Origin of the sequence: Microbacterium ginsengisoli (assembly GCF_000956535.1) — a bacterium.
Lineage (GTDB): Bacteria > Actinomycetota > Actinomycetes > Actinomycetales > Microbacteriaceae > Microbacterium > Microbacterium ginsengisoli.
This window is the reverse complement of record NZ_JYIY01000069.1, coordinates 1-24,238: the sequence shown is the minus strand read 5'-3', so window position 1 is coordinate 24,238 and position 24,238 is coordinate 1. Positions and strand designations below refer to the sequence as shown.

General features: G+C 68.4%; 28 protein-coding genes and 2 tRNA genes. 23 read left to right on the top strand and 7 right to left on the bottom strand.

The genetic code is table 11. From position 1 onward, the window contains the following. Positions 1-32 precede the first annotated feature (32 nt). From RR49_RS15130 to RR49_RS15660, 21 genes are all read left to right on the top strand, one after another. Positions 33-494: a hypothetical protein gene (locus RR49_RS15130; protein ID WP_157013161.1), complete on the top strand. Its 462-nt coding sequence runs from the start codon at positions 33-35 to the stop codon at positions 492-494. Beyond that, positions 491-829, top strand: a complete 339-nt coding sequence (locus RR49_RS15125; RefSeq protein WP_048809166.1) for a hypothetical protein — start codon at positions 491-493, stop codon at positions 827-829. The genes RR49_RS15130 and RR49_RS15125 overlap by 4 nt, the downstream gene beginning before the upstream one ends. An 11-nt stretch (positions 830-840) precedes the next feature. Beyond that, positions 841-1,176, top strand: coding sequence for a hypothetical protein (locus tag RR49_RS05750; protein ID WP_048809165.1), 336 nt, complete (start codon positions 841-843; stop codon positions 1,174-1,176). Continuing rightward, positions 1,176-1,628 (top strand): minor capsid protein, encoded by a 453-nt coding sequence (locus RR49_RS15120; RefSeq protein ID WP_048809164.1) that lies wholly within the window; start codon positions 1,176-1,178, stop codon positions 1,626-1,628. Before RR49_RS05750 ends, RR49_RS15120 begins: the two co-directional genes overlap by 1 nt. A 99-nt stretch (positions 1,629-1,727) precedes the next feature. Continuing rightward, entirely contained in the window at positions 1,728-2,435 is a 708-nt protein-coding gene (locus RR49_RS05740) for a phage tail tube protein (protein WP_045247111.1), read from the top strand. Positions 2,436-2,507: 72 nt separating this feature from the next. Further along, positions 2,508-2,942 (top strand): DUF7426 family protein, encoded by a 435-nt coding sequence (locus RR49_RS15115; RefSeq protein ID WP_048809163.1) that lies wholly within the window; start codon positions 2,508-2,510, stop codon positions 2,940-2,942. Between the two features lie 35 nt (positions 2,943-2,977). After that, positions 2,978-3,163 (top strand): hypothetical protein, encoded by a 186-nt coding sequence (locus RR49_RS05730; protein WP_045247110.1) that lies wholly within the window; start codon positions 2,978-2,980, stop codon positions 3,161-3,163. Then, positions 3,156-3,725, top strand: a complete 570-nt coding sequence (locus RR49_RS15385) for an NUMOD4 motif-containing HNH endonuclease (protein WP_048809162.1) — start codon at positions 3,156-3,158, stop codon at positions 3,723-3,725. The genes RR49_RS05730 and RR49_RS15385 overlap by 8 nt, the downstream gene beginning before the upstream one ends. Continuing rightward, complete coding sequence (locus tag RR49_RS05720; RefSeq protein ID WP_045247109.1) at positions 3,722-6,523, top strand: hypothetical protein; 2,802 nt, start codon at positions 3,722-3,724, stop codon at positions 6,521-6,523. The genes RR49_RS15385 and RR49_RS05720 overlap by 4 nt, the downstream gene beginning before the upstream one ends. After that, on the top strand, positions 6,520-7,380 hold the full coding sequence (locus tag RR49_RS05715) for a hypothetical protein (protein ID WP_045247108.1): 861 nt from the start codon (positions 6,520-6,522) through the stop codon (positions 7,378-7,380). Before RR49_RS05720 ends, RR49_RS05715 begins: the two co-directional genes overlap by 4 nt. A 6-nt stretch (positions 7,381-7,386) precedes the next feature. Then, the gene (locus RR49_RS05710) at positions 7,387-8,580 is read left to right on the top strand and encodes a hypothetical protein (RefSeq protein ID WP_045247107.1); all 1,194 of its coding nucleotides are present in this window, start codon (positions 7,387-7,389) and stop codon (positions 8,578-8,580) included. Beyond that, positions 8,573-9,391: a hypothetical protein gene (locus tag RR49_RS05705; protein ID WP_045247106.1), complete on the top strand. Its 819-nt coding sequence runs from the start codon at positions 8,573-8,575 to the stop codon at positions 9,389-9,391. Before RR49_RS05710 ends, RR49_RS05705 begins: the two co-directional genes overlap by 8 nt. Then, a complete protein-coding gene (locus RR49_RS05700) occupies positions 9,388-10,398 on the top strand; it encodes a hypothetical protein (RefSeq protein ID WP_045247105.1) in 1,011 nt (336 codons plus the stop codon). Before RR49_RS05705 ends, RR49_RS05700 begins: the two co-directional genes overlap by 4 nt. Positions 10,399-10,436: 38 nt before the next feature. Beyond that, the gene (locus RR49_RS05695; protein WP_211255144.1) at positions 10,437-11,288 is read left to right on the top strand and encodes a M15 family metallopeptidase domain-containing protein; all 852 of its coding nucleotides are present in this window, start codon (positions 10,437-10,439) and stop codon (positions 11,286-11,288) included. A gap of 20 nt (positions 11,289-11,308) precedes the next feature. Then, on the top strand, positions 11,309-11,743 hold the full coding sequence (locus tag RR49_RS05690) for a DUF2746 domain-containing protein (protein ID WP_048809161.1): 435 nt from the start codon (positions 11,309-11,311) through the stop codon (positions 11,741-11,743). Between the two features lie 2 nt (positions 11,744-11,745). Further along, complete coding sequence (locus RR49_RS05685; RefSeq protein WP_045247103.1) at positions 11,746-12,132, top strand: hypothetical protein; 387 nt, start codon at positions 11,746-11,748, stop codon at positions 12,130-12,132. Then, a complete protein-coding gene (locus RR49_RS05680; RefSeq protein ID WP_045247102.1) occupies positions 12,132-12,515 on the top strand; it encodes a hypothetical protein in 384 nt (127 codons plus the stop codon). The genes RR49_RS05685 and RR49_RS05680 overlap by 1 nt, the downstream gene beginning before the upstream one ends. Beyond that, complete coding sequence (locus tag RR49_RS05675; protein ID WP_045247101.1) at positions 12,515-14,104, top strand: SGNH/GDSL hydrolase family protein; 1,590 nt, start codon at positions 12,515-12,517, stop codon at positions 14,102-14,104. The genes RR49_RS05680 and RR49_RS05675 overlap by 1 nt, the downstream gene beginning before the upstream one ends. A gap of 200 nt (positions 14,105-14,304) precedes the next feature. Next, positions 14,305-15,210, top strand: a complete 906-nt coding sequence (locus RR49_RS05670; RefSeq protein ID WP_048809160.1) for a tyrosine-type recombinase/integrase — start codon at positions 14,305-14,307, stop codon at positions 15,208-15,210. Positions 15,211-15,516: 306 nt separating this feature from the next. Then, positions 15,517-15,774 (top strand): hypothetical protein, encoded by a 258-nt coding sequence (locus tag RR49_RS05665; RefSeq protein WP_045247099.1) that lies wholly within the window; start codon positions 15,517-15,519, stop codon positions 15,772-15,774. Between the two features lie 29 nt (positions 15,775-15,803). After that, complete coding sequence (locus tag RR49_RS15660) at positions 15,804-15,941, top strand: hypothetical protein (RefSeq protein ID WP_157013159.1); 138 nt, start codon at positions 15,804-15,806, stop codon at positions 15,939-15,941. A gap of 519 nt (positions 15,942-16,460) precedes the next feature. Here the strand turns inward: RR49_RS15660 and RR49_RS05660 are convergent. From RR49_RS05660 to serS, 6 genes are all read right to left on the bottom strand, one after another. Continuing rightward, positions 16,461-17,564 (bottom strand): tyrosine-type recombinase/integrase, encoded by a 1,104-nt coding sequence (locus RR49_RS05660; RefSeq protein ID WP_048809158.1) that lies wholly within the window; start codon positions 17,562-17,564, stop codon positions 16,461-16,463. A 75-nt stretch (positions 17,565-17,639) separates the two neighbouring features. Next, a tRNA-Ser gene (locus RR49_RS05655) sits at positions 17,640-17,731 on the bottom strand. Between the two features lie 146 nt (positions 17,732-17,877). Beyond that, the gene (locus RR49_RS05650; RefSeq protein ID WP_048809157.1) at positions 17,878-19,146 is read right to left on the bottom strand and encodes an LCP family protein; all 1,269 of its coding nucleotides are present in this window, start codon (positions 19,144-19,146) and stop codon (positions 17,878-17,880) included. 78 nt (positions 19,147-19,224) lie between these two features. Then, positions 19,225-19,309, bottom strand: a tRNA-Ser gene (locus RR49_RS05645). Positions 19,310-19,449: 140 nt separating this feature from the next. Beyond that, positions 19,450-20,274, bottom strand: a complete 825-nt coding sequence (locus RR49_RS05640) for an HAD family hydrolase (RefSeq protein WP_048809156.1) — start codon at positions 20,272-20,274, stop codon at positions 19,450-19,452. Then, positions 20,271-21,551: a serine--tRNA ligase gene (gene serS, locus RR49_RS05635; RefSeq protein WP_045247097.1), complete on the bottom strand. Its 1,281-nt coding sequence runs from the start codon at positions 21,549-21,551 to the stop codon at positions 20,271-20,273. The genes RR49_RS05640 and serS overlap by 4 nt, the downstream gene beginning before the upstream one ends. A gap of 74 nt (positions 21,552-21,625) precedes the next feature. On the opposite strand from serS, the gene RR49_RS05630 reads away from it, so the two are divergent. After that, positions 21,626-22,621 carry a diacylglycerol/lipid kinase family protein gene (locus tag RR49_RS05630; RefSeq protein WP_045247096.1) on the top strand — a complete coding sequence of 332 codons (996 nt, stop codon included), beginning with the start codon at positions 21,626-21,628 and terminating at the stop codon, positions 22,619-22,621. Here the strand turns inward: RR49_RS05630 and RR49_RS05625 are convergent. Then, complete coding sequence (locus tag RR49_RS05625) at positions 22,608-22,964, bottom strand: hypothetical protein (protein WP_045247095.1); 357 nt, start codon at positions 22,962-22,964, stop codon at positions 22,608-22,610. The two genes, RR49_RS05630 and RR49_RS05625, sit on opposite strands and share 14 nt — an antisense overlap. Before the next feature lie 204 nt (positions 22,965-23,168). Here RR49_RS05625 and RR49_RS05620 point away from each other — a divergent pair. Further along, positions 23,169-24,238: sigma-70 family RNA polymerase sigma factor (locus tag RR49_RS05620; protein WP_157013158.1), on the top strand; the 1,070-nt coding region annotated here is incomplete at its 3' end.

Sequence of the window (24,238 nt, the reverse complement as noted above, 5' to 3'; positions counted from 1 at the left end):
CCACTGGCACCACTCGACGAAGGGAACCAGCCGTGAGCATGTACTTCGGGAACTTCGTCGTCCCCTCTCTTCTCGCGCAACCCGATGACCTCGCCGCATGGACGGGCGCGGGAGCGCCCGCGAACGCCCTGGCGGTGCTCCGGTCGTGCACGACGCTCGTCCTCGAAGGCGTGCAGGGCACGATCTACGACGTCGACCCTGACACGGGCCTCGCCACGGACCCGGTCATCGCCGGCGCGCTCCGCGACGCGACCTGCATTCAGGCGGCCGCGTGGATCGCGCTGAACATCGACCCGGCGACGGGCGGTGTGCTGCAGGCGTCGAAGACGGCCCGGTCGAAGGCGATCGGCTCCGCCCGCGTCGAGTACTCCGACTCCGAGGTGCAGGCCGTCACCGCCGCGCGCGCCGCCGCCTACCGCGGCCTGGTGCCGGAAGCCGCACGGTTCCTGCAGCAGCGGAACCTGCTCGGCACGAACGTGTGGACGATCGGATGAGCGACGAGCTCGCGGACTTCTACGTCCACACCGTGACCGTGGAGACCCACCAGGGCACGAACGGGTACGGCGCGGACGTCCTCGAAGCCCCCCACATCCTGACCCCGCCCGACACCGGGTGCTTCGTTGAACGGAAGCGTCGCCTCGTGCGCGACAAGGCCGGCGAGCAGGTCGTGTCCGAGACGACCGTCTACACGTACCGGGACGCCGAGCCACTGTTCACCGTCGACTCCGTAGTCACCATCGACGGGGTCGCATCCCGAGTGCTCACCGTCGCCGTGTCCGACTCCGGCGGCCTCGAACTCCCCGACCACATCGCGGTCTACCTGACCTGAGAGGGACGACCATGGACGACGGCCGCCTGTTCGACAAGCTCACAGCCCTCGAGGAAGCCGTCGACGACCTCACCCCTCTCGCCGTCGGCCGCGGCATGGAGCACGTTCGCGGCGTCGCGGCGACGCTCACCCCGATCCGGTCCGGGCAGCTCGTCGGCGCGGCGGGCGTCACCGTCCACGGCGACGAGGCCGAACTCACCTACCCCGGACCGTACGCCCGCCGGCAGCACTTCGAGCTGGACTGGAAGCACACGCACGGGCAGGCACTGTACCTCGAGCAGCCGATGCGCACCGAGGCGGACGCCGTCATGCAGATCATGGCCGACACCCTCGGCGCGGCGTTCTGATGGGCACCACGACGGAACTCCTCGAAGGGTTCGCGCAGCTGCTCGCCGACGCGGGCCTCGCCGCGTGGAACCCGACCGGCGTGTACGCCGACGACACGCTCGGGATCTTCATGAAGCTCATGCCGACGAGCCCAGACCGGGCGGTGACCCTCACCATCGTCGACACCACCGACGACCCGACCATGCCGCTCGGCGCGAAGATGCTGCAGGTCCGCGGCCGCGGTGCCCCCGGTGACCCGACCGATGTCGACGACATCCTCGACCCGATCTTCACCGCCCTCCACGGGCTCACGGGCGTCACGTTCGGCTCCCAGACCGTCATCCAGTGCCTGCGCCGCATCTCCGCACCGATGGGCATGGACCAGTCGAAGCGGTGGGAACGCGCCGACCAGTTCTACCTCGACGTCGACGCCCCACCCAGCACCCTGCGCCCCGACCGTGGGGCGTGGTGATCCCCACCCTCTGACCACCGACACTCCCGTCGGTGCCCGCCCCCGAACCGCTTGGTGAGGGGCTTTCACCCTGCCCCGATCAGCCTGAGGAGGCTCATCATGACCACCGCTCTCGCCCGCCGGTTCAAGCTCGACGTCTCGTCGATCGCGAACCCGACCGTCTGGGTGCCTTTCAAGGGCATCAACGACCTCAACACCCCCGTCACCCCGAACCTGCAGGCCGCCGACGACTACGACACCAACGGGTGGTCGTCGTTCGAGAAGACCATGCAGGGTTGGGTCGTCACCGCGAAGGCGCTCCGCAAGACGTCGGGCGGCACGTTCGACCCGGGCCAGGAACTCGTCCGCGGGCAGCAGCTCGGCTTCGGTGACGCCGGCCGCGTGAACGTCCGCTGGTACGACCGCAACGGCGGCCCCGAGGCGTTCCAGGGCGTCGCGATCGTCGGCTGGGCGCCGTCGAAGACCGGTGTCGCCGACCTCGACGAGATCACGGCGACGTTCACCGGCGACGGCATCCTCGCCCCGATCTCGAACCCGTTCAGCGACCCGCTGGTGCCCGTCCTGCTCGGTGCGACGCCGTCGGGCGCCGCGGCCGGGTCGATGGTGCAGATCACCGGTTCCGGATTCGCCGGCGTGACCGGCGCCACGGGCGTGAAGATCGGCGGCACGAACGCGTCGAGCTACTTCGTCGTGTCCGACAACGTGATCGTCGCGATCATGCCCGCTGGTTCCGCGGGCTCCGCCCCGATCACGGTCACCAACCCGACCGGCACCTCCACCGCGCTGCCGTACACGCGCGGCGCGTAACCCAACCCCCCGGGCGCACGTGTGGGGATGCGTGCGCCCGGGGCTCATCCCCACAGGAAGGATCCCCACACCATGACTCTTCGCGAGTTCACCGAGTTCGCCGCCGGCCCGCTGCAGTTCCCGTACCAGGGGAAGGTGTACACCGCCCCGGAGGTCGGTATCGAGCTCGGTCTGCGCCTCAACGGCATCACGAATCTGGGGCAGGAAGCGGAACTCCCGTTCCCCGACCTGTGGCCCGATCTCTTCGGCCCCGCCTACGACGAGATGCGCGCTGACGGCGTGCCGGTCGCGTTCGTCACCCGCGCCGCGGCGACCGTCATCGCCGACTTCCAGTACGGCCGCGAGTACGCGACCGCGATGTGGGAGACCGGTGCCGACCCAAAAGCAATGGCGGAGTACATGAAGTCGAAGGGGAATCGGGCTACGCGGCGATCGCGCAGTACGGGTGGGGCGAGCAAGACCCCGTCACCGGCATCTTCGAGGGCTACGACCTCCCGAAAGAGCTGACGAAACCCGCCGGCACAAGCGTCTCCTTCGACGCCGTGTTCGAGCAGTGGACGCTGCTCGTCGGCACGTTCCACCAGGTGCTGCACGTCGACCTCGAGTCCGTGTGGCGGGTGAAGTCGTGGCGCTGGTTCGCGGCACGCGTGAAGTTCCTCCTCTCCACCGACACACCTCTCGCACGCTACTTCGCGCCCGACGACCCACAGGAGGTGCCGCATGAATGAGCGCTGGATGGATCATCCGCAATATCCGCTCATTGAGGTGAGTGATCTCGGACGGGTTCGATCCGCTGCGTTCATTGGTGACGGCATCGTCGGTCGCCGCGGTTGGCACTACCGACCCCGTCTGCGGAAACTCACTGTGAACGACGACGGTTACCTCACCGTTCAGGTCGGCGCGTCTCCCGCAGGCCGCATGGTCAAGGTGCACACGCTCGTGTTGGAGACATTTGTCGGCCCGCGACCGGCCGGGATGGAAGTGCTGCACCTTGACGCGAATCGCGCCAATCCGGCTTTGAGGAATTTGCGGTACGGGACTCGCTCGGAGAACCAGCGTCAGCGAGTCGCTGACGGCAACCATCACCTTGCGAACAAGACGCACTGTTCGCGCGGGCACCGACTTGTTGCACCGAACCTCCGCGCACAAGGGATCAAGCACGGCAAACGACAGTGCCGTGCTTGCCACCTCGGAACGCAGTGGGCGCGTCGGCATCCTGGCGTCTCCTTGCAGGAGTCCTGCGACAAGTACTACCCGCCCGCCGAGTCGAGAACCGGGGGTCTGGCATGAGCGTTGATTCCGGTCCCACCACCGTCGGCAGCATCGTCGGGAGGCTGCGGATTGACCGCGACGAGTGGGTCGCTCAGCTCGCGGCGACGAAGAAGGACATTCACGACATCGAGTCGGCGAACCCGGACATCCGTGTGGGTGCGACGACCGGTGAGGCTGTCGCGAAGCTCGCCGCGGTGGATCGGCAGACTCAGCGTCTCTCGAAGACGACCGACGGGGTGACGGCGGCGGAAGCACGCCTCACCGCGGCGATGAAGGCCGCCGACGCCGCGTTCGCGCGCGCGGCCCTGGCGCAGACGCGCCTGAACGAGGTCCGCGACCGCGGCGTGACCACCGGGTCGCGTCTCATGTCCGCGGAGATCGCGCTGACGGAGGCCCTGCGCCGCCTCGACGCCGCGAACGAGAAGGCCACCGCCGCCGAGGCCGCTCTCGCCGCCGCGCAGCAGGCAGCGGCTGCGGCGGCGCTCGAGGAAGCCGCCGCGCAGGACGACGTCGAACGGTCCACGGTCAAGGCGAACGAAGCGAACCGCACCAACGTCACCCGTGTGGGCGCGATCGCGACCGCTGTCGCGCTGCTCGTCCCGCTCCTGGCGCCTGTCGGTGCTGTAGCGATCGGTATCGCCGGCGCGCTGCTCGGGATGGGGTCGGCCGGTATGCTCGCCCTGTTCGGCATCCGCAAGGAGATGCAGGACGGCACCGCGGTCGGCACGATGTACCGCGCCGGCCTCACCGAGTTGCTCGGCATGTTCGACACCCTGTCGCGCACGGCCGCGGTGAACATGCTCGGCTCCTTCCGCAGCGTCGTCAGCCAACTGCAGGCGGACATGCCCGCGCTGAACACGCAGGTCGCGCAGTTCTCCGGGATCCTCGGCCGCACGGGCGCCGCGGCCGTCGGCGGCACGATCGCCGCGCTGCGCATCCTGAACCCCCTGTTCCTCACCGCGGGCGTGTACGTGCAGTCCCTCGCGGAGGGGTTCCAGCGGTGGGCGACGGGGAGCGGGATCGAGAAGTTCACCGGCTACGCCCTCTCGATGCTCCCTACCGTCACCGACGTGCTCGGGCGGTTGGCGTCGATGGTGATGCACATCCTCGAAGCCCTCGCGCCCCTCGGGACCATCGGTATGGCCGTTCTGTCCGGGATCTCCGACGTCATCAGCAACATCCCTGTGGATGTGCTCAGCGCTCTGATCGTGAGCGTCACGTGGGGTGCGATCGCGTTCAAGGCGTGGGGGTTCATCGCGCCGATGCTCGCCGCTGTTGCGGAATCGATGGCGTATGCGACGAACTCCATGAACCTCTTGAACGGGGCCATCACGATCGGCACCGGCCCGATTGGCTGGGTCGTCGCTGGGCTGAGCGCGCTCGCTGGGGTGCTCGCGGTCGTCATTGCGAGCAACAACGGTGCAACGGCCGCGATGCAGAACTACACGGCTGCCGTCGAAGCGGACTCCGGCGCGATCGGACGCAACGTGAAGGCCGCTGCCGCGAAGGCTCTGCAGGACGCCGGCACCCTTGATGCCGCGAAGCGGCTTGGGATCTCGCTGCAGGACGTTACGGCTGCCGCGCTGGGGCAGCAGGATGCCGTCAACCGGGTGAACAAGGCTCTTTCGCAATACAGCGGTAGTTCCGCCGCCACGGGTCATGTGGTTGGGCAGCAGGCGGACGATGTCGAGAATCTTCGGAAGTCGATCGGCGGTCAGACGGACGCCATCAACGCGACCATTTCCGCCTACCAGAACCTTCAAGCCGCTCTGGTCGACACCACAGCGACCTCGAACGCGCAGGCGGCCGCCGACACCGCCGCGGCCGCGGCGCTCGGCATCAGCGTCACCGCCATCCAGGCCGCCCGCGCCTCCCAGAAGGACATGAAGTCGTCAACGGAGGACGCCACGGCGCAGATGTACCTGCAGTCGGATGCCGCGGGCCTGCTGAAGCAACAGCTCGACCTCCTCAACGGCAAGGCGATCTCCGCCGCCGACGCGCAGAACCGGTTCGATTCGTCGCTCGCGAACATGGGCCAGCACATCGACAAGACCGGCAAGGACGTGAAGCGCGCGACGACGAGCCTCGAGGGCATGTCGGCGGCCGCGGTCGCGAACCGAGGGGAACTGATCTCGTCGGTGCAGGCCGCGCAGAACGCCGCGCAGGCCTACCGCGACAACGGCGCGAGCAGCGATGACGCGCGGCAGAAGCTCGTCGACATGAAGAAGGCGATCATCGAGCACGCGGTCGAGCTCGGTGAGGACCGGAAGCAGGTCGAGGCGTTCGTGAACTCGATCTTCCAGATCCCCGAGTCCGTGCCGCAGACGAAGATCGAGGTCGACACGGAGGCCGCGAACGCTCAGATCGCGGCGCTGAAGAAGAACCTCGACCAGCTCAGCCGCAACGTGGACATCGCCGTCACCCTGCACGGGGCGGAGAACCTCAGCAACGTGCAAGGTCTCGTGAAGTTCGCGAACGGTGGCACACCGCGTGGTCTCGCGGCCGGCGGTGGGGGCAGCGTGGTCGGCCGCGGCACTGCCGGATCCGACAGTGCGGGGCTCTATCGGCTCGCGAACGGTGAAGAGGTGACCTCGAACATCTTCGGGCAGGCGGACCGGAACCGTGCGCTGCTGAAGCAGATCAACGCCGGGTACACACCGCAAATGCAGACCCTTCAAGCCGCACCGGCGGCGACGAGGGCCTCTGAGACTCACGTCCACATCAACGTCACCGGTGTGAACCAGGAGGACCCTCGAGTGCTCGGCATGATCATCGGTGACCGTGTGACGCGCGCGCTCGCGGCGGTGCCGAAGTGAGCGGGACCGTCACGCTGACGTCGCCGCTGGGCAGCGTCACGCTGTACACCGCGAACCAGTACCGTGACGGCGCGTTCCAGGCCGGCGCGCAGTTCTTCCACGACTGGTACACGCTCTCCGACTCGAAGACCGAGATCCGTGAGCGTGCCGCCGCGGACGGCGCGTTCGGCATCGACCGGGACTGGCGATCATCGCTGCCGCTGAACCTCACGGGCCGGTTCCGTGGGGCGACGTGGGGTCAGATGCTGATGAGCTTGCGCGCCGTGCTCTCGGCGGGCACCCCGGTGACGGTGACGGTCGACGACGCGATCGGGGTGTCCTCCCGCATCGTGTCGGTCCGGCATTTCGAGCCGTCGCCGAACCCTGGCGCCCAGTACGTCGAGTTTCAGGCCGTGCTGGTCGCGACCGACGCGCGCATGTTCGGGCCGACTCAGACCGCCACGGCGACCCCGCCGACGTCCGGGACCGGGCAGGCGTGGCCGCAGGTGTTCCCCGTCGACTGGGGCACTCCGGGCGGCGATGGGCGCGCGTCCGCTATGAACGGCGGGTCGGCGGTGTCGCCGCTGACGATGACGGTCACGGGCGGTGCGGACGGTGTCGAGCTGGTCGAGACGACGTCGGGACGCATCCTCCGACTCGAGCGGTTCATCCCGGTCGGGGCGACGGTGGTGTTCGATGCGGACGCCGGGGCCGTGTACCTCGAGGTGCCCGAGAACGACCTCACCGGGTTCATGACCCGGCGGGAGTGGGACGGGTTCCAGATCGCGCCGTTCGGCAGCCGCACAGTCCAGTTCAACCCGCTCGGCACGCTGGTCGGCTCCCCGCTGCTCACCCTCGTGTGGGCTGACGCGAATTGAGGACGGATGCTGCGCTGGTTCATCGCTGACCTTCGGACGGGGCGGCAGGTCGTCGACGTGCAGGTCATGGCGGAGTCGACGTGGTCGCGGGCGCTGAACAGCGCGGAGCAGATCACGGCGGTCCTGAACATGCAGGACCCCGCGACCATCGCGTTGAAGCCGCGTCAGGCGATGGCACCGGGCCGCTCGATCCTCGCTGTCGCGATCGGTGACCTGATTCTCGCCGCCGGCCCGATCTGGAAGCACGGATACGACCGCGACAAGAAGACGCTCACGGTGACGGCGCTGGGCATGTGGTCGTACTTCGATCACCGTTTCCTGCTGCCCGTCGTCGCGGCCACCGCCGACGTTGGGACGTTCATCGTCCCCGATCCGGCATCGGCCGGGAAGACGATGCCGAACAGCGCGCTGGCGACCAACCTCACCGCGCTCGAGTACGGCACCATCGCGAAGCGGTGGGTGCAGCAGGCGCAGGCGTGGACGGGCGGGAACGTGCCGGTCGTGTTCGAGGACGACCGCGCAGGGATCCACGACCGCAACAACGACGCCGTCGACTTCAAGAACATCGGCACCCTCCTGAGTCAGCTCACTCAGCTCGAGGACGGGCCCGACATCCGATTCCGGCCCCGGTTCACCGCCGACCGGCTCGGGGTCGAGTTCCTCCTCGAGACCGCGACGGACGCCGACCGGCTCCTCGCCGGCGACAGCGTCCACACGTGGACGGTCGGCGTGCACGGCACCGGGGTCTCCGCCCTCACCGTCGACTCCGACGGCACGCAGCTTGCGAGCATCGCGTGGGCGTCCGCAGGTCGAGGGATCGACTCGGTGCTCGTCTCCCGCACGACCGACACGACACTCCTCGACCTCGGCTTCCCACTGCTCGAAGCGCTCGACACGTCCCATTCCACGGTCGTGTACCAGTCCACCCTCGACGGCTACACCGCACAGGAAGCCGCGATCGGCCGTTCCGTCCTCGAGACCTGGACTTTCACCGTGGAGGCCGCACGGCAGCCGTACCTCGGCGCGTACTGGGAGGGCGACTGGTGCGTCGTCACGATCCCCCGCTACGACCCCGACAGCGGCGTCGGCGACCCCTACCTGTTCGAACCGACCACGACGCGGCGGCGCATCGTCGCGATCGATGGAGACGCGAAGGGAATCACCGTGAACGTGACGACGCAGGCGGCGCACGATGGGTAGCGGCTACTCCACGCCCGCTCAGGGTGAACTCGGCGCCCTGATCCGCGAGCTGCAGAGCATCCAGCGCCGGCTCGATGAGCTCGAGACCCCCACGGGGACGAGCGTGAACAGCCTCGTCGCGCAGGTGCAGCAAGCGATCGCGAACATCACCGCGACCGTGACCGCCGCGATCGACCTCAACTCGTACACGAAGGCGGAGATCGACGCGAAGGTCGCGTCGCCCGGGGCGATCACACCGACGACGGTCACGGCGTCGGGCGCGATGTCCGCGACCGACGTGACGGCCTCGGGCCAGGTGAGTTCCAACGGTGCGCCCCTGAAATCGCAGCCGTCATACAACTATCCGGTCGCGACTTCGTACAAGGGCGCGTGGATCGATGGGGCGACCTACCAGATCGGATACTCCTCCTCCGCGGGAGTGACTAAGACCGGGCTGACCGCGATGACCGCGGATGACGTGAATCGGTTCCTGTCATTGACTCCTTACTGGGGTCGATACGTGTGGGACGCCGACGATTCACCAGCCAAGGTGTTCCTACTTGCCGGCGACGTGCAGGCCGCCGGCTTTGGCCCGGATGTCGCCCCAGTGGTGGACACCACGGAGCCGCTGCACATGGTCGGCCCGGACGGGGCCTCGATCCTCGGAACCGACGGCAATCCTGTGGTGATCCCCGTCGGCGAGGCGTACTCGATCAACTACTCGCAGCTCGTCGTCCCTCTGCTCGCGGTGGCGCGCGCGGAACGCGCCGCACGCACCGATCTCGAGGCGCGTGTGTCCGACCTCGAAACCCTGATGAAAGGACGCTCATGACTCTCACTCCGTCATGGCCCGGCGTGTCCGGCGCGGCGACGACCACACACGTTCGGAAGGCGCTGAGCGGCCTGTTCGCGACCAGCGCGACAGGTGCGCTGCGCGCCGGGATCCTGTCGGGCGCGAGCGCGCTCGTCACCGCCCGCAGCGACATGAACGTCGACGTACAACCGTTCACCGGCGTCGCGTCGCAGTTCGGTGGGGCGATCATCTTCGCAAACGACGGGGTGATCCAACTGGATGCCCCGCTGATCTCCCCGACCGCGGGCACGAACTTCTACGTGGTGTACGCGAAGCAGAACGAGCACACATCACCCGGGACGGACGCGAACGACGCTCAGGTCGCGTCGGCCGCGCTGTCGACGGTCGACTTCGCGACCGCGCGCGCCGCGCTGCCGCCGGGGGCGCTCGAGCTGGCGACGGTCCAGATGCCCGCCGGAAAGGCGTCGACGAACGCGTCCGGCGTGATCATCCTTCCCTCCTACACGTACACGGCGCCTGCGGGAGCCGTGGTGCCTGTGCGCAACTCGGACGAGCGGGCCGCGTGGGCACCGGCTGACGGGGACCTGTGCTTCCAGATTGATACGGAGGTCATGTATCAGCGTCTCTCTGGAAACTGGGCTCCCATTGGGTCGGGTGTGGCGTTGCTGTCTCAGACGGGCTCCGGCACGTCGGCGGAGATCCCGGCGACCACGGCGGGAACCACAGTCCTTACGAAGACGTTCACCGGGACCGGTGGGCTGGTAGCGATCACCGCCGCCGGCCGCATCTACACCGGCTCGGAGCTGCAGGGCGGCATCAAGATACTCATCGACGGGGTGCCGGTCGGGGGCGAAACACCGTATGACACGGTCACGGGAACAGGGATAGCTGTCGGGACGCACTTCAGCCGGACAGTGTTCACTCGGGCCGCGAGCGGAACACGGACCGTGACGCTCGTCATCTCCAACACGCAACCGAACACGGCGTCCGCGTACGGTCTGATGCTCGAAGTATTCGAGATGTGATGATGCCTCGCTACAAGAACGGGCAAGTCCCCACCGACGTGCTGGTGAAGATCGCCTCGGGCACGAACACTGACGGCTACTGGGAGCACCTGCTCCCACCTGCAACGCTCCTCAAGCACAACGCGCTCGTCGCGCTTGGGCAGAAAGCGTCCGGCCGCACCTTGCAGATCACGCCGGGCTACAACGCGTACCGGCCGCTCGCCGCGCAGACACTCGCGAAGAAGAACGCGATCGCCGCCGGCCGCCCCGGGGATGCCGCCGCACCGGGGACGTCGTCGCATGGCCTCACTTTCCGGGGTGCGATCACCGGGAACGTTGAGGCCGACTCGGCGGCGATGGACTACGGCAACTGGCAGTACGTGTTCGGGACGTACGCCGCGTTCGCGGCTGCGTGCACGGCGGTCGGGTTGATCCCCGGAGTCTTCTCCTGGGAGCAGTGGCACGTCATCGACCTTGACCCGTGGGCTGCGATATCCGCCTCCACCTCATCCACCCCCTTCCCTATTGAGGAGCTTGACATGACTGACATGATCCTGGTTCACCATGAGTCCGCTGACTGGCGCAACGGCACCGTCCTGGCCGCTGCTGGTCACTGGCACCCGTTCTCCGGTGAGGAGTGGCAGTACGCGTCCTCTAAGACCCGGACGGACGGTAAGCCGATCTTCGATGGTGTGCCCATCGTGAACACCGACGGTAACCCGCGCGCATACGACCTGCTGCGGAACATGTACTCGCCTGTCGTGCAGGCGACGACGCTCGCTGACGCTGACCTCGCGAAGCTCGTCGAACAGATCGCCGCGAAGCTCCCCACGATCACTGGTGCGACTCCCGACCAGGTGCAGCAACTTCTCGTGAACGCTCTTGGCGGCCTCACCCTGAAGGCGTCGTGAGCGCCGGACCCGTATCCCGCATGAGCCGGGTCTGGTGGTTCGTTTCCGCCGCCGGCGTGCTCACGTTCCTGATCTCCGGGCTCATCCTCCTGGGCGGTACCCGCGCGCCCGACGGTGAGTCGTGGCTGCGGGATCCGGACAGCATCATCCTCCAGATCCTCGTTGTTGTCGGCGCGATCATCAGCGTCGGTGCACCGGCTGCGGGCAAGCTGCAGCGCATCGGCACTGGGGTCGAGAAGACCGTCGACCACGTCGTGAACTCGCACGGCGGAACGATCCTGCGCGACGACATCGACGAACTGAAAGACCTCGTGAAGGCCGTCCGCGTCGAGCAGAAGCAGCAGCGCGACGACATCATCGGCATCCGCGAGGAGATCGGACAGATCCGCAGGTCGGAACGTGACCAGTGGAACGCGATCGAGAACACCGCAAACCGCACCCGAAAGGAAACCTGACCATGTCCCTGAACAGCATCCCTGCCGTGACCGTCGACGCCGGTGCGCTCGGCTCGGTCATCGAGAACCCGTCGACCCGTCGGAAGGTGTACAGCGTGTGGGTGATCATCGGACTCGCGCTGACGGGTGTCGTCGCGGCGCTCACGGCCGGTTCCGGTTCGTTCGTGCTCGCCCAGCAGGCGGGCCTCCCGTGGCCCGCTGCGGTCGGTATCGCTGTGCTCGCCGGCGCGGCCGGCGCGTACGGCGCCCTGTCGCCGCAGATGGCGATGCTCGCCCGCGCGAACACGCCGGCCGCTTCGGTGCCGGCTGTCGTCGCGCCCCCCGTGACGGACACGGCGCCTGCGGACGTCGTCGTGTCGTCGGACGCGCTCCCGTCGGCCGGTGACTGATGACGTACGAGAAGGTTCGGCCGGGCGGGTGGCGTGACCGCCCGTACCTGTCGACGGCGCTGAACCCGTCGGCGCTCGACCACTTCGAGGAAGGCATCTACGAGGCGTCGGTCGCCGCCGAGAACGCGCTCCCGAACACGCCCGACGGGCGCACCGAGCTCGCTGCGTCGCCTGAACTAAGTGCGGCCTTTGTGCGGGCGTTCGCTGGCACAACGATCACATACGACGGTTCCGGGAACGTCACGGCCGTGACCGAGGGCGAGATCACGACGACCTACACGTACAACCCAGACGGGACCGTGGCGACAGACACGCGTCTCGGCGTCACCCGCGAGTACACGTACGACGGCTCGGGCAACCTGACCAGCATCGAGGAGGTGTGATGGACCCCGTCACTCTTGGCATGGCGAAGACAGATGCGAAGCGGCGTATCGCGTCCGATGCTCGCGTCAACCGTGGCCGCCTTGTCGCGGTCGGCGACTCGATCACGGAAACGAACTCGTCCCGTCTGAACAACATCTGGGGCAACTCGTGGGTGACTTTCGCCGTGCTCGCCTCCGCAGGGCGGCTGACGCACGTCTATACCTGTGCGAAAGGTGGCGCGAACACGACCACTGTGCGGGGGTTGTGGAACACCGAAGTTGTGGGCGCTGGCCTGGACTACGACCTGCTGGCCATCGCCGATGGCACGAACGACACCGCCCCGCTGACGGAGACCCTGCCGAACAACCAGGCGATGATCGACCATGCCCTGGGCGTGGGCGCGCGCGTTGTCGTCGCGACGATCCCGCCGGCTGGCTCGCAGGCCGTTACAGCACCTGCGGACTTCACGCTCACCGCCCTCCCCGGATACGCGGGCGGTACCCTTCCGGCAGGCACGTACTACTACCAGATCGTGACACGCACCTCGCTCGGTCAGAGCACACCCACCGTGGAGAAGTCGGTCACCCTGTCTGCCGTAGGTGCGGTGCGGATCGATTGGACTCCCGCGCCTGGAGCGACGGGATACAGTGTCTGGGGCCGCACGACGGGCGCGTCCAAGCCGTTGGTGTGGCAGAACGGGACCGGCACCGCGCAAGCGACCCCGCAGAACACGTTCACCGACACGGGCGCAGCCACGACGGCAGCGACGATGCCCAGCACGAACACCACGGCCAGCACCGCCCCAACCGACACGGTCAAGACAAAGATCGCAACGGTCAACGGGGTCAAGCGCACCCTTGCACGGCGCTACGGCATCCCCGTCATCGACCAGTTCGCGCGACTGCACGACTGGTCGGCGGGTCGTTACAAGCCGGGGCTCTGCTCGGACGGCACACACCCCACGACCATTGCAGAGCGAAGCATGGGGGTGACGTTCGCGGATGCCATGGTGAACGTGATCCCCGTTGCCGAGCCCGAGCTGTGCCGCACGCGGGATGACCCACTGAGCATGCTCGCCCTCCAAGCCGACGGCGAGTTCACGGGCCTGTCCACACGCGGGCTGCTCTACCCGAAGAACACCGGCGACAACCGCCCCGCGAACTGGTCGTGGTACGGAGACACAGCCACCGCCGCGTCAACGCTCACCACGGACCCGAATGTCGACGGGTACGTCTACACGATCTCCCGCACGGCATGGAGCGGCGCGTATTCCGACATCAGCAGTTTCACCGACTGGACACCCGGTGATCTGGTCTACCTCGCATTCAAGCTCAAGACGGCCGGGCTGGACGCGATCGAAGGCGGATCGGTGACAGTGGCGATCAAGGCGATCGGATCGACACGGGCCACCTACCTCTGCTCGATGGGCATCTCCCGCGATGCACCCATAACGAGCCTGCCGGGCGGCTGGGCAGTATGGCGCAGCGAGTCACGCATCCCCGCGGGCACGACGTCGCTGCAACTGTCGTTCGGCGTCGTCGGAGCAGGCGTGTCCGCGTCCATCGCCCAGATGACCGTCCGAAACCTGACGCGCCTCGGGCTCACCTGACCCGCACTAAACACGAAGTATGCGTGCGGGTTCCTCCCCACGTGTACAGCCCCCTCGGGTGGCTCCCAGTTCTCTGGGAGTCGGCCCGAGGGGGCTGTTCGTCGTTCTAGGCTCAGAGCCTCCCGAAGACGGGAGCGCCCCCGCCGCAGCGCCAACTGCAGACGGGGGCTGGCAGACATCCATTCAGAGTGGAGGTCGCCGTGAGTGACACTATCGCGCGCCCCGCCGCGCACACCATCACCCCCGCCGAGCACGCCCGCACCGGGTTCCTCAGCCGCTACACCGGCGGCACCGCCGCCCTGTACGGCCTCGACCTGCGCATCTACTTCGACTGGTGTGCCACCCACGGCATCGACCCGCTCGACGCCCGCCGGCATCACATCGAAGCGTTCGAGACGCACCTGGCCGCGGAGAAACACAACGCGCCCCGCTCCGTCCGCCGACGCCTGCAAACCATCCGCGGCTTCTACCGGCTCGCGTACGCCGACGAATACATCGACCGCGACCCGACCGTGCTGCTGCGGATGCCGCGCGTGCACCGCGACATCACCCGCCTCGTGTGGCTCGACCGGTTCCAGATCGGCGCGCTCCTGCGCACCGCCGCGGCCACCAGCCCCGCCCACCACGCGCTCGTCGCGCTCATGGCCATCGGCGGCCTCCGCGTCAGCGGCGCATGCGCCGCACGCCTCGAGAACCTCCACCAGTCGACCACCGGGGAATGGACCCTCACCGTCACCGAGAAGGGCGACCGCCCCCACATCGTCGACATCCCACCCGTGCTGCACGAGATCATCCAGACCACCCGGAACGGCCGCACCGAAGGCCCCATCGTCCGCAAACGCAACGGCGACCCGCAAACCCGACACGGAGCGTACGCATGGGTGCGGGCCCTCGGCGCGAAGACCGGCATCCCCGACGCGCACCCGCACGCCCTCCGCCGCGCCGCGATCGCCACCGTCATCGACTCCGGCGCCAGCATGGAAACCGCCCGCGACTTCGCCGGCCACGCCGAAACATCCACCACCGAGCTCTACCACCGCCGCCGCGGCGCAGCCGGAGTCCCCGGATCCGCGATCACCGCCGCGATCTTCTCCAACGTCGCATAAGCCCGCACCTCATACCGGAGGGATATAAGCCCACACCTTCTATCCATCACTGGGGCGAGGGCCCCGAGTTAGCGAGTCTGATCACCACCTAAACTCACTCCCCCACGGCCCAAACGGGCCCAGATCGAAGGAGCAGAAACATGGTCAGACGAATCAGCAGGATCGAGATCTGCAAGCAGTGCGGCACGGTGTACTCGGCGGATCGATCGGTCAGCGATCCTGTGGGACTTTGCGCCGAGTGCACCGAGGAATGGTGGCGAGCTAGTCGCGCCTAGCAGTGTCGGCGGCTACACGCAGGATCGGGGCATGTCTGAGTGGCATCCGATCCTCGCCGCCGTCGAGACGTCCCCGGCGGTCTGGGAGCTCCGAGCGCCCGACGGGAAGCCGTACGGCCGGGTCGAGCTGCGCCGCACCGTCGACGGCCCCCGCTACCGGTGCGAGCACCGCGGGGAGCTGCTTGGGTGGGCGACGACGCTGCGCCTCGGATGCGAACGCGTGCATCAGGCGTATGTGCGCGGGCACGGGCCTGCAGGCGGCGCGGTCGCCGCATGGCCGGGCATGTGATGTCAGACCCTCACAGCAGACTGCCCGACATGCTCTCGACCCCGGAACATGAGCCGCTCACCCCCGAGCAGGAGGCGCGCCGAGAGGCAGCTCTCGATCTCGCGGCCCTCGCGCTCCTCGACGCGCGCGACGAGATCATCGCCCAGATGTGGGCCGAGGGCAACTAGTGGACCGGTCCTAGGTCGCCCGATGCTATGGCTTGAACGGGGTATCACACTCGGGATGCGCGGGGTCTGGAACGAGGATGGAGAAGCAGATCGTCGGAAGGCAGGACGTGTCGTTCGTGCCATCGTTGCTGTTCGCCATTGACCCTGCGGGGCACCGGACCGGGGCTGCCGGATGCGCTGGCGCGGCCGGTGGCGCGGCGTGCTTCACCTGATCTTGAGGCGCGGAGGGCGTCGGCGTCTCGACGACTGAAGCCGCAGAGGGCGTCGGCGTGGGCGTCGGTGCGAGTGTTGGAGTCGAGGTTGGGGTAGTCGATGGCGACGGCAGCGTAGTCGTGGCCACCGTCCCGACCTGCGGGGTATCGGTCGCACGCGGCGGGAACGCTGTCGTAGCTGCGTAGACGCCGCCCGCAATGGCGGACGCGAGCACGACCGCTCCCCCGACTGCGACGATCCTCTTGACGTTCATATGATCCCCCTCGATTCTTACGTTGCTGATTCGCGCGATCCCCTGCTGTTGGACTATCGCGCCTCTATCCGCGACATGGCGTCCGCGGCGTCCTTCATTGCCTGCGGCATGAGGTGCCCGTAGATCTGCGTCGTCGTCTGCACGGACTTGTGACCGAGGCGGCGGGAGACCACGAAGATGGGGACGCCCTCCTGCAGCAGCCACGAGGCGTGCGTGTGCCGTAGGTCGTGAGGGCGTGGCTCCTTCCGAAGTTTCGCTGCGTCGACGGCGTCCTGCCAGCCGTGGTTGTGGAATGTCGTGTTCGTGAGCTGCGACCCGAGCGTGTTGGGGAAGACGAGATCATGTGGGCGCCCCGCGGAACGGAGGTCGTCGGCAAGTGCGCGCGTGATCGACACGTCGCGATCGCTCGGAGTGTTCTTCGTCGAACCGATGTAGAAACGCCGGCGCTCGTCGCCCTTCCACGCCTTGTCGACCTGGATGAAAGGGATCTCAGCGTCGAGGTGCAGGTCGTTCCATGTCAGAGCGGTCGCCTCACTGAAGCGCATGCCCGTGCCGACGAGCACTCGTGTGAGGAGTTGATGTCGCGCGGGGACGTGGGCGAGAAGGGCGTCGAACTCCGCCTTGGTCAGGAAAGTCGCGCGGCGCCCGGCGCGATCCTCATTCGGGAGATCGACGAGCTCGCACGGATTGTCACCCCGCCAACCCTTCCGCACAGCGAGCTTGAATGCGCTCGACAGCAGCCCCATGCGGTTCGCGATCGACTTCCTCGTCGCGCCCTCCCTACGCTGACGCTGCACCCACGCTGCGATGTGCTCATCCGTCACAGCGTCGACGCGTAGGCCCCCGATCTGCTCGGTGACGTGATTCGCGATCATCGAACGGTAGCCCGCGATCGTGCCTTCGTTGGCGCGCGTGAGTAGCGAGAGGTGCCGCTCGAGCAAATCGGTAACGGTCGGCGAGCGTGATGCCGCAGCTTCGAGCATCTGCTCCGCCATCGCGAAGCTCTGGCCGTTCGCGTCGAGCAGTCGACGAAGCGTCTCCGCTTCGGTCTCGGTCGGGAAGGTCATGCTCGTCTGGCGGCCCGACTGAGGGTCACGCCAGAGCACCGCGAACGACGCCGTCCCGGTCCGTTGGACCCGCTTCCGCACGCTCGCCATGCCCGTAAGAGTAGGGGCTACGTCAACACTTTTCGAGTCTGTGTCAACTTGCGAGCTGGAAACCCTTGGAAACACTGGCGGAGACGGAGGGATTTGAACCCTCGGTCCCCTTACGGGGACTCCACCTTAGCAGGGTGGTGCACTAGGCCTGACTATGCGACGTCTCCAGGCGTGCGGCGGCAGAACCGCGCACGCACCCGGCAAGCATAACCGGTGGAGCGCGTGTGTCCGAAACCCGTTCGGCACCCGGGCGGGGCGCGTCATGGAGCGGTGGATGCCGCGGCCTCCGCATCGCGCGGGGCTGCGGCATCCGTCACTTCTTGAGGTTTCCGTCCGAGCAGGTCTCCTGCGCCGCCGTCTGACCCGAGATCGACGACGGAAGGGTCGCGGTCGGGTTCGGCGTCGTCGAGGTCGACGGCGTGCTCGTGGTCGACGGCGTCGACGTCGGCGTCGGGGTGGCCGACGGCGTGACCTCGATGACACCGCCGTTCTGGCCGACCTTGCCCGTCAGCTGCAGTGCCTCGTTGTTCTCGAGCGCTGTGAACAGCGCACTCGCCGCCGACGCGTTCGGCACGACCTTGTTGGGGTTCGAGGGGTCGGTGAGGGTGGGGTACTGCACGAACACGATGTCGCTGTACGGGACGCTCTTCAGGGCTGTCGCGAGCTGCACCAGCGTGATGGGGTTCGTGAGCGACTTGCTCGGCGTGATGTTCTTCACGACGATCGACGCGAGCTGCAGCAGGGTGGTCGGGTCGGACAGCGTTCCCGCGCTGATGAGCTTCTGCGCGAGGCGGGACATGTACTGCTGCTGGTTCGAGATGCGGCCGAGGTCACTGCCGTCGCCGATGCCGTGGCGGGTCCGGAGGAACTCCAGCGCCTGGATCCCCACGAGGTTGTGCATGCCGGGGCCGAGGTCGAGGCCGGTGTTGTTCGGGTCGTAGATGCGCCCCGACACACAGACGTCGACGCCGCCGATCGCATCGGTGATCTGGATGACACCACCCCACGTGATCTTCGCCGCACCCTGGATCTGCATGCCGGTGAGAGAGGTGATTGTCTGCGCCACGCAGCCGAGGCCCGCCACCGAGTAGGTGGAGTTGAGCGGCTGCTTGCTCATCGCGGAGGTCTTCGTGCCGTCGTCACGGGTGCAGGAGGGGATCGGAAGCATCAGGTCGCGCGGGAAGGAGATGACCGTGACCCGACGCGGGTTGTCGGAGATGTGCACGACGATGTCGACGTCGTTGTTGATCGATCCGTCGTCGGCGCCGCTGCACCGGCCGGGGAACATCGCGGCGAAGTCGGGGAGGCACTCGTCGGTTCCGACGATCAGCAGGTTGTAGCCGCCCTGGATCGCACCGATGTCCGGCGGCACGCTGTCTTCGCCCGGGAGGGCGACCGCGTTGCTGACGTAGTCGGTCGTGAAGCTGTACACCGTGAAGCCGACGACGCCCACAACAGCGACCAGCACCGAGGCGACCGCGACCGCGAGGATCGTGAACAGCTGAGAGACGGGCCGCGGCGAGCGCAGCTGCCCGTGCCGGGCCACCGTGCGGCGGCGCGGCTGGGGAGTCGACGGTGTCACTCAGGTCCTCTCGGGGTCAGGGTCGGCCGGCGGCCGGTCCCTCGCTCCTCGGGCCGTTCGGGCAGCCGTCGGGATCTGCGGAGGGTGTGGGATTCGAACCCACGGGACATCTCTGCCCACTGGTTTTCAAGACCAGCTCCATCGGCCGCTCGGACAACCCTCCCGACACGTCCGCCGAAGCGGTCGAGTCGAACCGGCGACGAGTCTAGTCGACGAGGCTCGGCGGCAATTCTCGCAACGAAGCGCTGAGCGGTGCCTGAACGAAAGGTGCGTGTCGGCGATGAGTCGAACGGATGCCGCGGCTCACAGCGCGCGCAGAACCTGCGCGACCCCGCCGTCGGCGACCGATGCGGTCACCTCGCCGGCCGCCTCCCGCACCTCGTCGGGGCCTTGACCCATCGCCACCGCGCGGCCACCGCCGGCGAGGGCCCAGGTGAACATGCCGATGTCGTTGCGGCCGTCGCCCATCACGAGCACCCGGTCGGAGGCGACATCCAGCCAGGCGCGCACCTTCTCGAGCGCGGTCGACTTGTCGACCCCCTTCGGGGCGATGTCGAGCCAGGCCGTCCAGCCGACGGCGTACGACACCTGGTTCAGGCCGATGCGGGCGACGAGGTCGATGAAGTCGTGCTCGGTCTGCTCGGGAGAGACGACGACCACGCGGGTGACCGGCTCGGCGGCGAGCTCGTCGAAGCCGACACGCAACGCCCGCTCGAGCTGCCAGTCGTCGAGGTAGTCGGTGAACAGGCGACGTCCATCGGCGAGTTCGACAAGGTAGTGCGCGTCGGGCAGGTGCGCCTTCAGAAGCGTGAGCACCTCGGACGCGTCAAAGGTCTCCGCGTGGAAGCGCTCGTAGTCGCGGCGGTCGCCGATGCGCTTCATGATCATCGCCCCGTTCGAGCACACCACGTACTCGGGAAGGATCCGCAGAGCACGCACGATGCCGATCGTGCCCTCCCAACTGCGGCCCGTCGCCAGCATCACCCGGTGGCCGCGCGCCTGGGCGTCGGCGACCGCGTCGACGACGCCGGGACTCAGCGACTCGTCCTCGAGCAGCACCGTGCCGTCGATGTCGAGCACCACGAGGGCCCCCTCCGACACGGGGGCGCCGGGGGTGGCATCGGTCACGCGACCGGCTCCATGACCTCGAGCCCGCCGAGGTAGGGGCGCAGCACCTCGGGCACCGTCACCGAGCCGTCCGCGCGCTGGTGGGTCTCGAGCAGGGCGACGATCCAGCGGGTGGTCGCGAGCGTGCCGTTGAGGGTGGCCACGTGCTGCGCCTTCGCCGGCGCACCCGACTCGACCGCCGGACGGTACCGGATGTCGAGGCGACGCGCCTGGTACGTCGTGCAGTTCGACGTGCTCGTCAGCTCGCGGTACGAGCCCTGCGTGGGCACCCACGCCTCGACGTCGTACTTGCGTGCGGCACTCGAGCCGAGGTCGCCCGCGGCGACGTCGATGACCCGGTAGGAGAGGCCGAGGTCCTGCAGCATCCCCTCCTGCAGGGCCACGAGGCGCAGATGCTCCTCCTCGGCGGCCTCGGGAGTCGTGTAGACGAACATCTCGAGCTTGTTGAACTGGTGCACGCGGATGATGCCGCGGGTGTCCTTGCCGTACGAGCCCGCCTCGCTGCGGTAGCAGGTCGACCAGCCGGCGTAGCGCTTCGGCCCACGGTCGAGGTCGATGATCTCGCCCATGTGGTACCCGGCGAGCGGCACCTCGCTCGTGCCGACGAGATAGAGGTCCTGCTCGTCGAGGTGGTAGACCTCGGCGGAGTGCTTGCCGAGGAACCCGGTGCCGTGCATCACCTCGGGTCGCACGAGCGTCGGCGGGATGATCGGGGTGAATCCGGCCTGCAGCGCACGGTCGAGCGCGAGCGACATGATCGCGATCTCGAGACGCGCCCCGATGCCGGTGAGGAAGTAGAACCGGGCCCCGGAGACCTTGGCGCCCCGCTCCATGTCGATCGCGCCCAGCTTCTCGCCGATCGCCAGGTGGTCGAGCGGTTCGAAATCGAATGTCGGTTCGCCGCCGTGCGTGCGCAGGGTGACGAAGTCGTCCTCGCCGCCGGACGGCACCCCGTCGACCACGATGTTCTCGATGACCGCGAGAGCCTCGTCGGCGGATGCCTCGGCCTCCCCGACCGCGGCCTGCGCCTGCTTGACCTGTTCGCTGAGCGTCTTCGCCTCGGCGACGAGCGCCGCCTTCTCCTCCTTCGGAGCCTGGGCGACCTTCTTGCCGTGCGCGTTCTGCGCCGCGCGCAGCTCCTCGAACGTCGTGAGCGCCGCGCGCCGGGCGCGGTCCGCCGCGAGGGCGCGGTCGACGGTGTCGGGCGACTCACCGCGAGCCGTCTGAGAACGCTTGACCAGCTCGGGGTTGTCACGCAGAAGCGCCAGATCGATCACCCCACAAGTCTATGGGCGCCGGATGCAGCCTCGCCGGGCCGCAGGGCAGACCCCCCGCCGCTAGGGTGTGGATCATGACCGACCCGGTGCCCACGGTGCGGCGCGCGGCTCTCATCTACAACCCGGTGAAGGTGGATCGCGACCGGTTGCGCACGCAGGTCGTGCACTACTCGGGACGGGCCGGCTGGGAGTCGCCTCTCTTCTTCGAGACGACCGTCGGCGATGCCGGCTCCGGTCAGGCTCGTGCCGCGGTCGCGGCGGGAGCGTCGGTCGTGCTCGTGGCCGGCGGTGACGGCACCGTGAGAGCGGTCGCCGAGGCGATGGCCTACACCGGGATCCCCGTGACGATCGTCCCGAGCGGAACCGGGAACCTGCTCGCCCGCAACCTGCGCCTGACCCTCGACGACCCCGAACGGGTCATCTCCTCGGCCTTCGACGGCGAGATCCATCCGATCGACATCGGCCTGGCGCGGATGACCCGCCTCGACCACACCGTCGAGGAGGCGTCCTTCGTGGTCATGGCCGGCATGGGCCTCGACGCCGCGATGATCGCGAACACGCGCCCGCGCATGAAGAAGGCCGTCGGATGGGTGGCCTACGTCGACGGCGCCGCGCGCTCGCTGCCGAAGGCCGCGCCGTTCCGCATCGTCTACCAGCTCGACGACGACAAGCTCGCCAGCTCCCGCACCTACAGCGTCCTGTTCGCCAACTGCGGGTCACTGCCCGCCGGCATCGCCCTGATCCCGGACGCGTCGATCGCCGACGGCGCGCTGGATATCGTGCTCATCCAGCCCCGCGGGTTCTGGGGCTGGGCGGCCGTGTGGCGACGGGTCTGGTGGGACAACTCGGTGCTGCGCCGCTTCAAGGCCGGCCGGCTCGTGCTCGAGCGCCGCCGCGATCGGGCCGTGCGCTACCTCTCGGCGCACGGGATCGACACGCGCACCGAGACTCCGCAGGCCGTGCAGCTCGATGGCGACCACTTCGGCATCGCGATCGGGATCGACTGCCGCGTCGCCGAGGGGGCACTGCTCGTGACCGTGCCTTCGGGGCACGACGTCAGCCGCTGGTGACGGCGTCGCGACTCCACACGTGCGACCGCGCCGCGGCATCCCATCGCAGCGTGCCCTGACGGTGCATGTCGACGAACATCTGCACGTAGGCGGCCGGAGACGTCGCCGTCTGCGCCATGAGCGTGCGCGGCACGATGCAGGTGACGACGCCGTCGGCGCCGTGCACCCTCACGTGCGAGGTGAGCAGGATGCGCAGCGCGCGTTCGGGGTCGAGGCCCTTGCGTCGGGTCATGCCGCGCGCGATGCCCGGGAACTTCCATACCGGAATCGCCGTCACGAGGGACGACGGGTGGATGTCACAGGGGACGGCGGTGATCGCGGCATCGAGGGACGACGTGCTCATACCGGTCAAGATCCGGATGACGGCATTCCATGTCGCGACCGGCCCCGGCCTCATCGGGATTCCGTAGGGTGGCACGGAGGACATCTCCCGCTCGCCGACGCGCACCGCCCGAACCGTGCGTGTCGCGACATGATCGCGCCCGCCCCGACTCCTGTCTGACAGGGGCGGGCGTCATGCGCCCGCGGGAGACGGACGGGGGAGGACATGGTCGACGACGCGCGCCGGAGTGACGCCGCACTGCTCCTGCAGGCGAGGGACGGCGATGCCGCGGCATGGGGGCAGCTCTGGAGCCGCCATCACCCCGCCGCGATCAGTGCCGCGCGAGCGCAGGGCGTGACAGAGGCGGACGCGGAGGATCTCGCACAGGAAGCGTTCGCCCGCGTGCAGGAGGCGGTGCAGCGGGGGAACGGGCCGACCGAGGCATTCCGTCCCTACCTGTTCACGACCGTGCGCCGGCTCGCCTGGCGCCATCTCGAACGAGCCGGCGTCGAGCCCACGAGCGACCCGCGCGGGCTTGACGCCCTTGCCCCGACCGTCGACTCCCCCGAGGACCAGGCCGTCGCCCTGTCGGATCGCGACGCGATCGTGCGGGCGTTCCGGAGCCTCCCGATCGCCTGGCAGGAGGTGCTGTGGCTGACGGCCGTCGAGGGACGCGGGCCGCGCGACGCGGCGCCGCTGCTGGGCCTGCGCCCGACGGCGGTGGCGAATCTGAGTCGTCGCGCCCGTGAGGGTCTGAAGCGGGCGTGGATCACCGAGAACCTGCCGAGCGCGACAGGCCCCGAGTGCGCGTGGACGAGGGAGCACCTCGCGGCACGGGTGCGACGGTCGGCGACGACGACGCAGAACGAGCGGATGTCTCGTCACCTCGCCGAGTGCGACGCGTGCCGCGCCCTGGCCGCCGAGGCGAGAGACCTGTCCCGGCATCTCGCACTCGTGCTGCTGCCGATCGTGTTCGGCGCGGGTGCAGCGGCGTTCGCCGCACTCTCGGGAGCTCCGGCGGCCGGTGGCGCCGCGGCCACCGCGTCGAGCGCAGGTGCCACGGCGAGCGGGGTGTCGGCGGGATCCGCGACCATCGCGACCTCGGCGATCGTCGGCGGATCGGTCGCCCTCGTCGGTGCCGTCGCGGCGGCCGCTGTGGCGGCCACGATGTTCGCGACGTCGGTGTCACCGCCTCCCGCTCCGCCCGCCGCCGCAGCCGTGCCGATGACCGACGACGGGCCGTCCGCCTCCCCTTCGATGCCCACCGCCGAGCCCGATCCCACCCTCTTATACCC

What these genes read in the sequence shown, in the direction of transcription:
- RR49_RS15120 (WP_048809164.1), top strand. Translation starts at nt 1,176, where the DNA reads ATGGGCACCACGACGGAACTCCTCGAAGGGTTCGCGCAGCTGCTCGCC.
- RR49_RS05680 (WP_045247102.1), top strand. Translation starts at nt 12,132, where the DNA reads ATGACGTACGAGAAGGTTCGGCCGGGCGGGTGGCGTGACCGCCCGTAC.
- RR49_RS15115 (WP_048809163.1), top strand. Translation starts at nt 2,508, where the DNA reads ATGACTCTTCGCGAGTTCACCGAGTTCGCCGCCGGCCCGCTGCAGTTC.
- RR49_RS05720 (WP_045247109.1), top strand. Translation starts at nt 3,722, where the DNA reads ATGAGCGTTGATTCCGGTCCCACCACCGTCGGCAGCATCGTCGGGAGG.
- RR49_RS05700 (WP_045247105.1), top strand. Translation starts at nt 9,388, where the DNA reads ATGACTCTCACTCCGTCATGGCCCGGCGTGTCCGGCGCGGCGACGACC.
- RR49_RS05625 (WP_045247095.1), bottom strand. Translation starts at nt 22,964, where the DNA reads ATGAGCACGTCGTCCCTCGATGCCGCGATCACCGCCGTCCCCTGTGAC.
- RR49_RS05710 (WP_045247107.1), top strand. Translation starts at nt 7,387, where the DNA reads ATGCTGCGCTGGTTCATCGCTGACCTTCGGACGGGGCGGCAGGTCGTC.
- RR49_RS05660 (WP_048809158.1), bottom strand. Translation starts at nt 17,564, where the DNA reads ATGGCGAGCGTGCGGAAGCGGGTCCAACGGACCGGGACGGCGTCGTTC.
- RR49_RS05690 (WP_048809161.1), top strand. Translation starts at nt 11,309, where the DNA reads ATGAGCCGGGTCTGGTGGTTCGTTTCCGCCGCCGGCGTGCTCACGTTC.
- RR49_RS15660 (WP_157013159.1), top strand. Translation starts at nt 15,804, where the DNA reads ATGCTCTCGACCCCGGAACATGAGCCGCTCACCCCCGAGCAGGAGGCG.
- RR49_RS05685 (WP_045247103.1), top strand. Translation starts at nt 11,746, where the DNA reads ATGTCCCTGAACAGCATCCCTGCCGTGACCGTCGACGCCGGTGCGCTC.
- RR49_RS05675 (WP_045247101.1), top strand. Translation starts at nt 12,515, where the DNA reads ATGGACCCCGTCACTCTTGGCATGGCGAAGACAGATGCGAAGCGGCGT.
- RR49_RS15385 (WP_048809162.1), top strand. Translation starts at nt 3,156, where the DNA reads ATGAATGAGCGCTGGATGGATCATCCGCAATATCCGCTCATTGAGGTG.
- RR49_RS05705 (WP_045247106.1), top strand. Translation starts at nt 8,573, where the DNA reads ATGGGTAGCGGCTACTCCACGCCCGCTCAGGGTGAACTCGGCGCCCTG.
- RR49_RS05750 (WP_048809165.1), top strand. Translation starts at nt 841, where the DNA reads ATGGACGACGGCCGCCTGTTCGACAAGCTCACAGCCCTCGAGGAAGCC.
- RR49_RS15125 (WP_048809166.1), top strand. Translation starts at nt 491, where the DNA reads ATGAGCGACGAGCTCGCGGACTTCTACGTCCACACCGTGACCGTGGAG.
- RR49_RS05665 (WP_045247099.1), top strand. Translation starts at nt 15,517, where the DNA reads ATGTCTGAGTGGCATCCGATCCTCGCCGCCGTCGAGACGTCCCCGGCG.
- RR49_RS05740 (WP_045247111.1), top strand. Translation starts at nt 1,728, where the DNA reads ATGACCACCGCTCTCGCCCGCCGGTTCAAGCTCGACGTCTCGTCGATC.
- RR49_RS05630 (WP_045247096.1), top strand. Translation starts at nt 21,626, where the DNA reads ATGACCGACCCGGTGCCCACGGTGCGGCGCGCGGCTCTCATCTACAAC.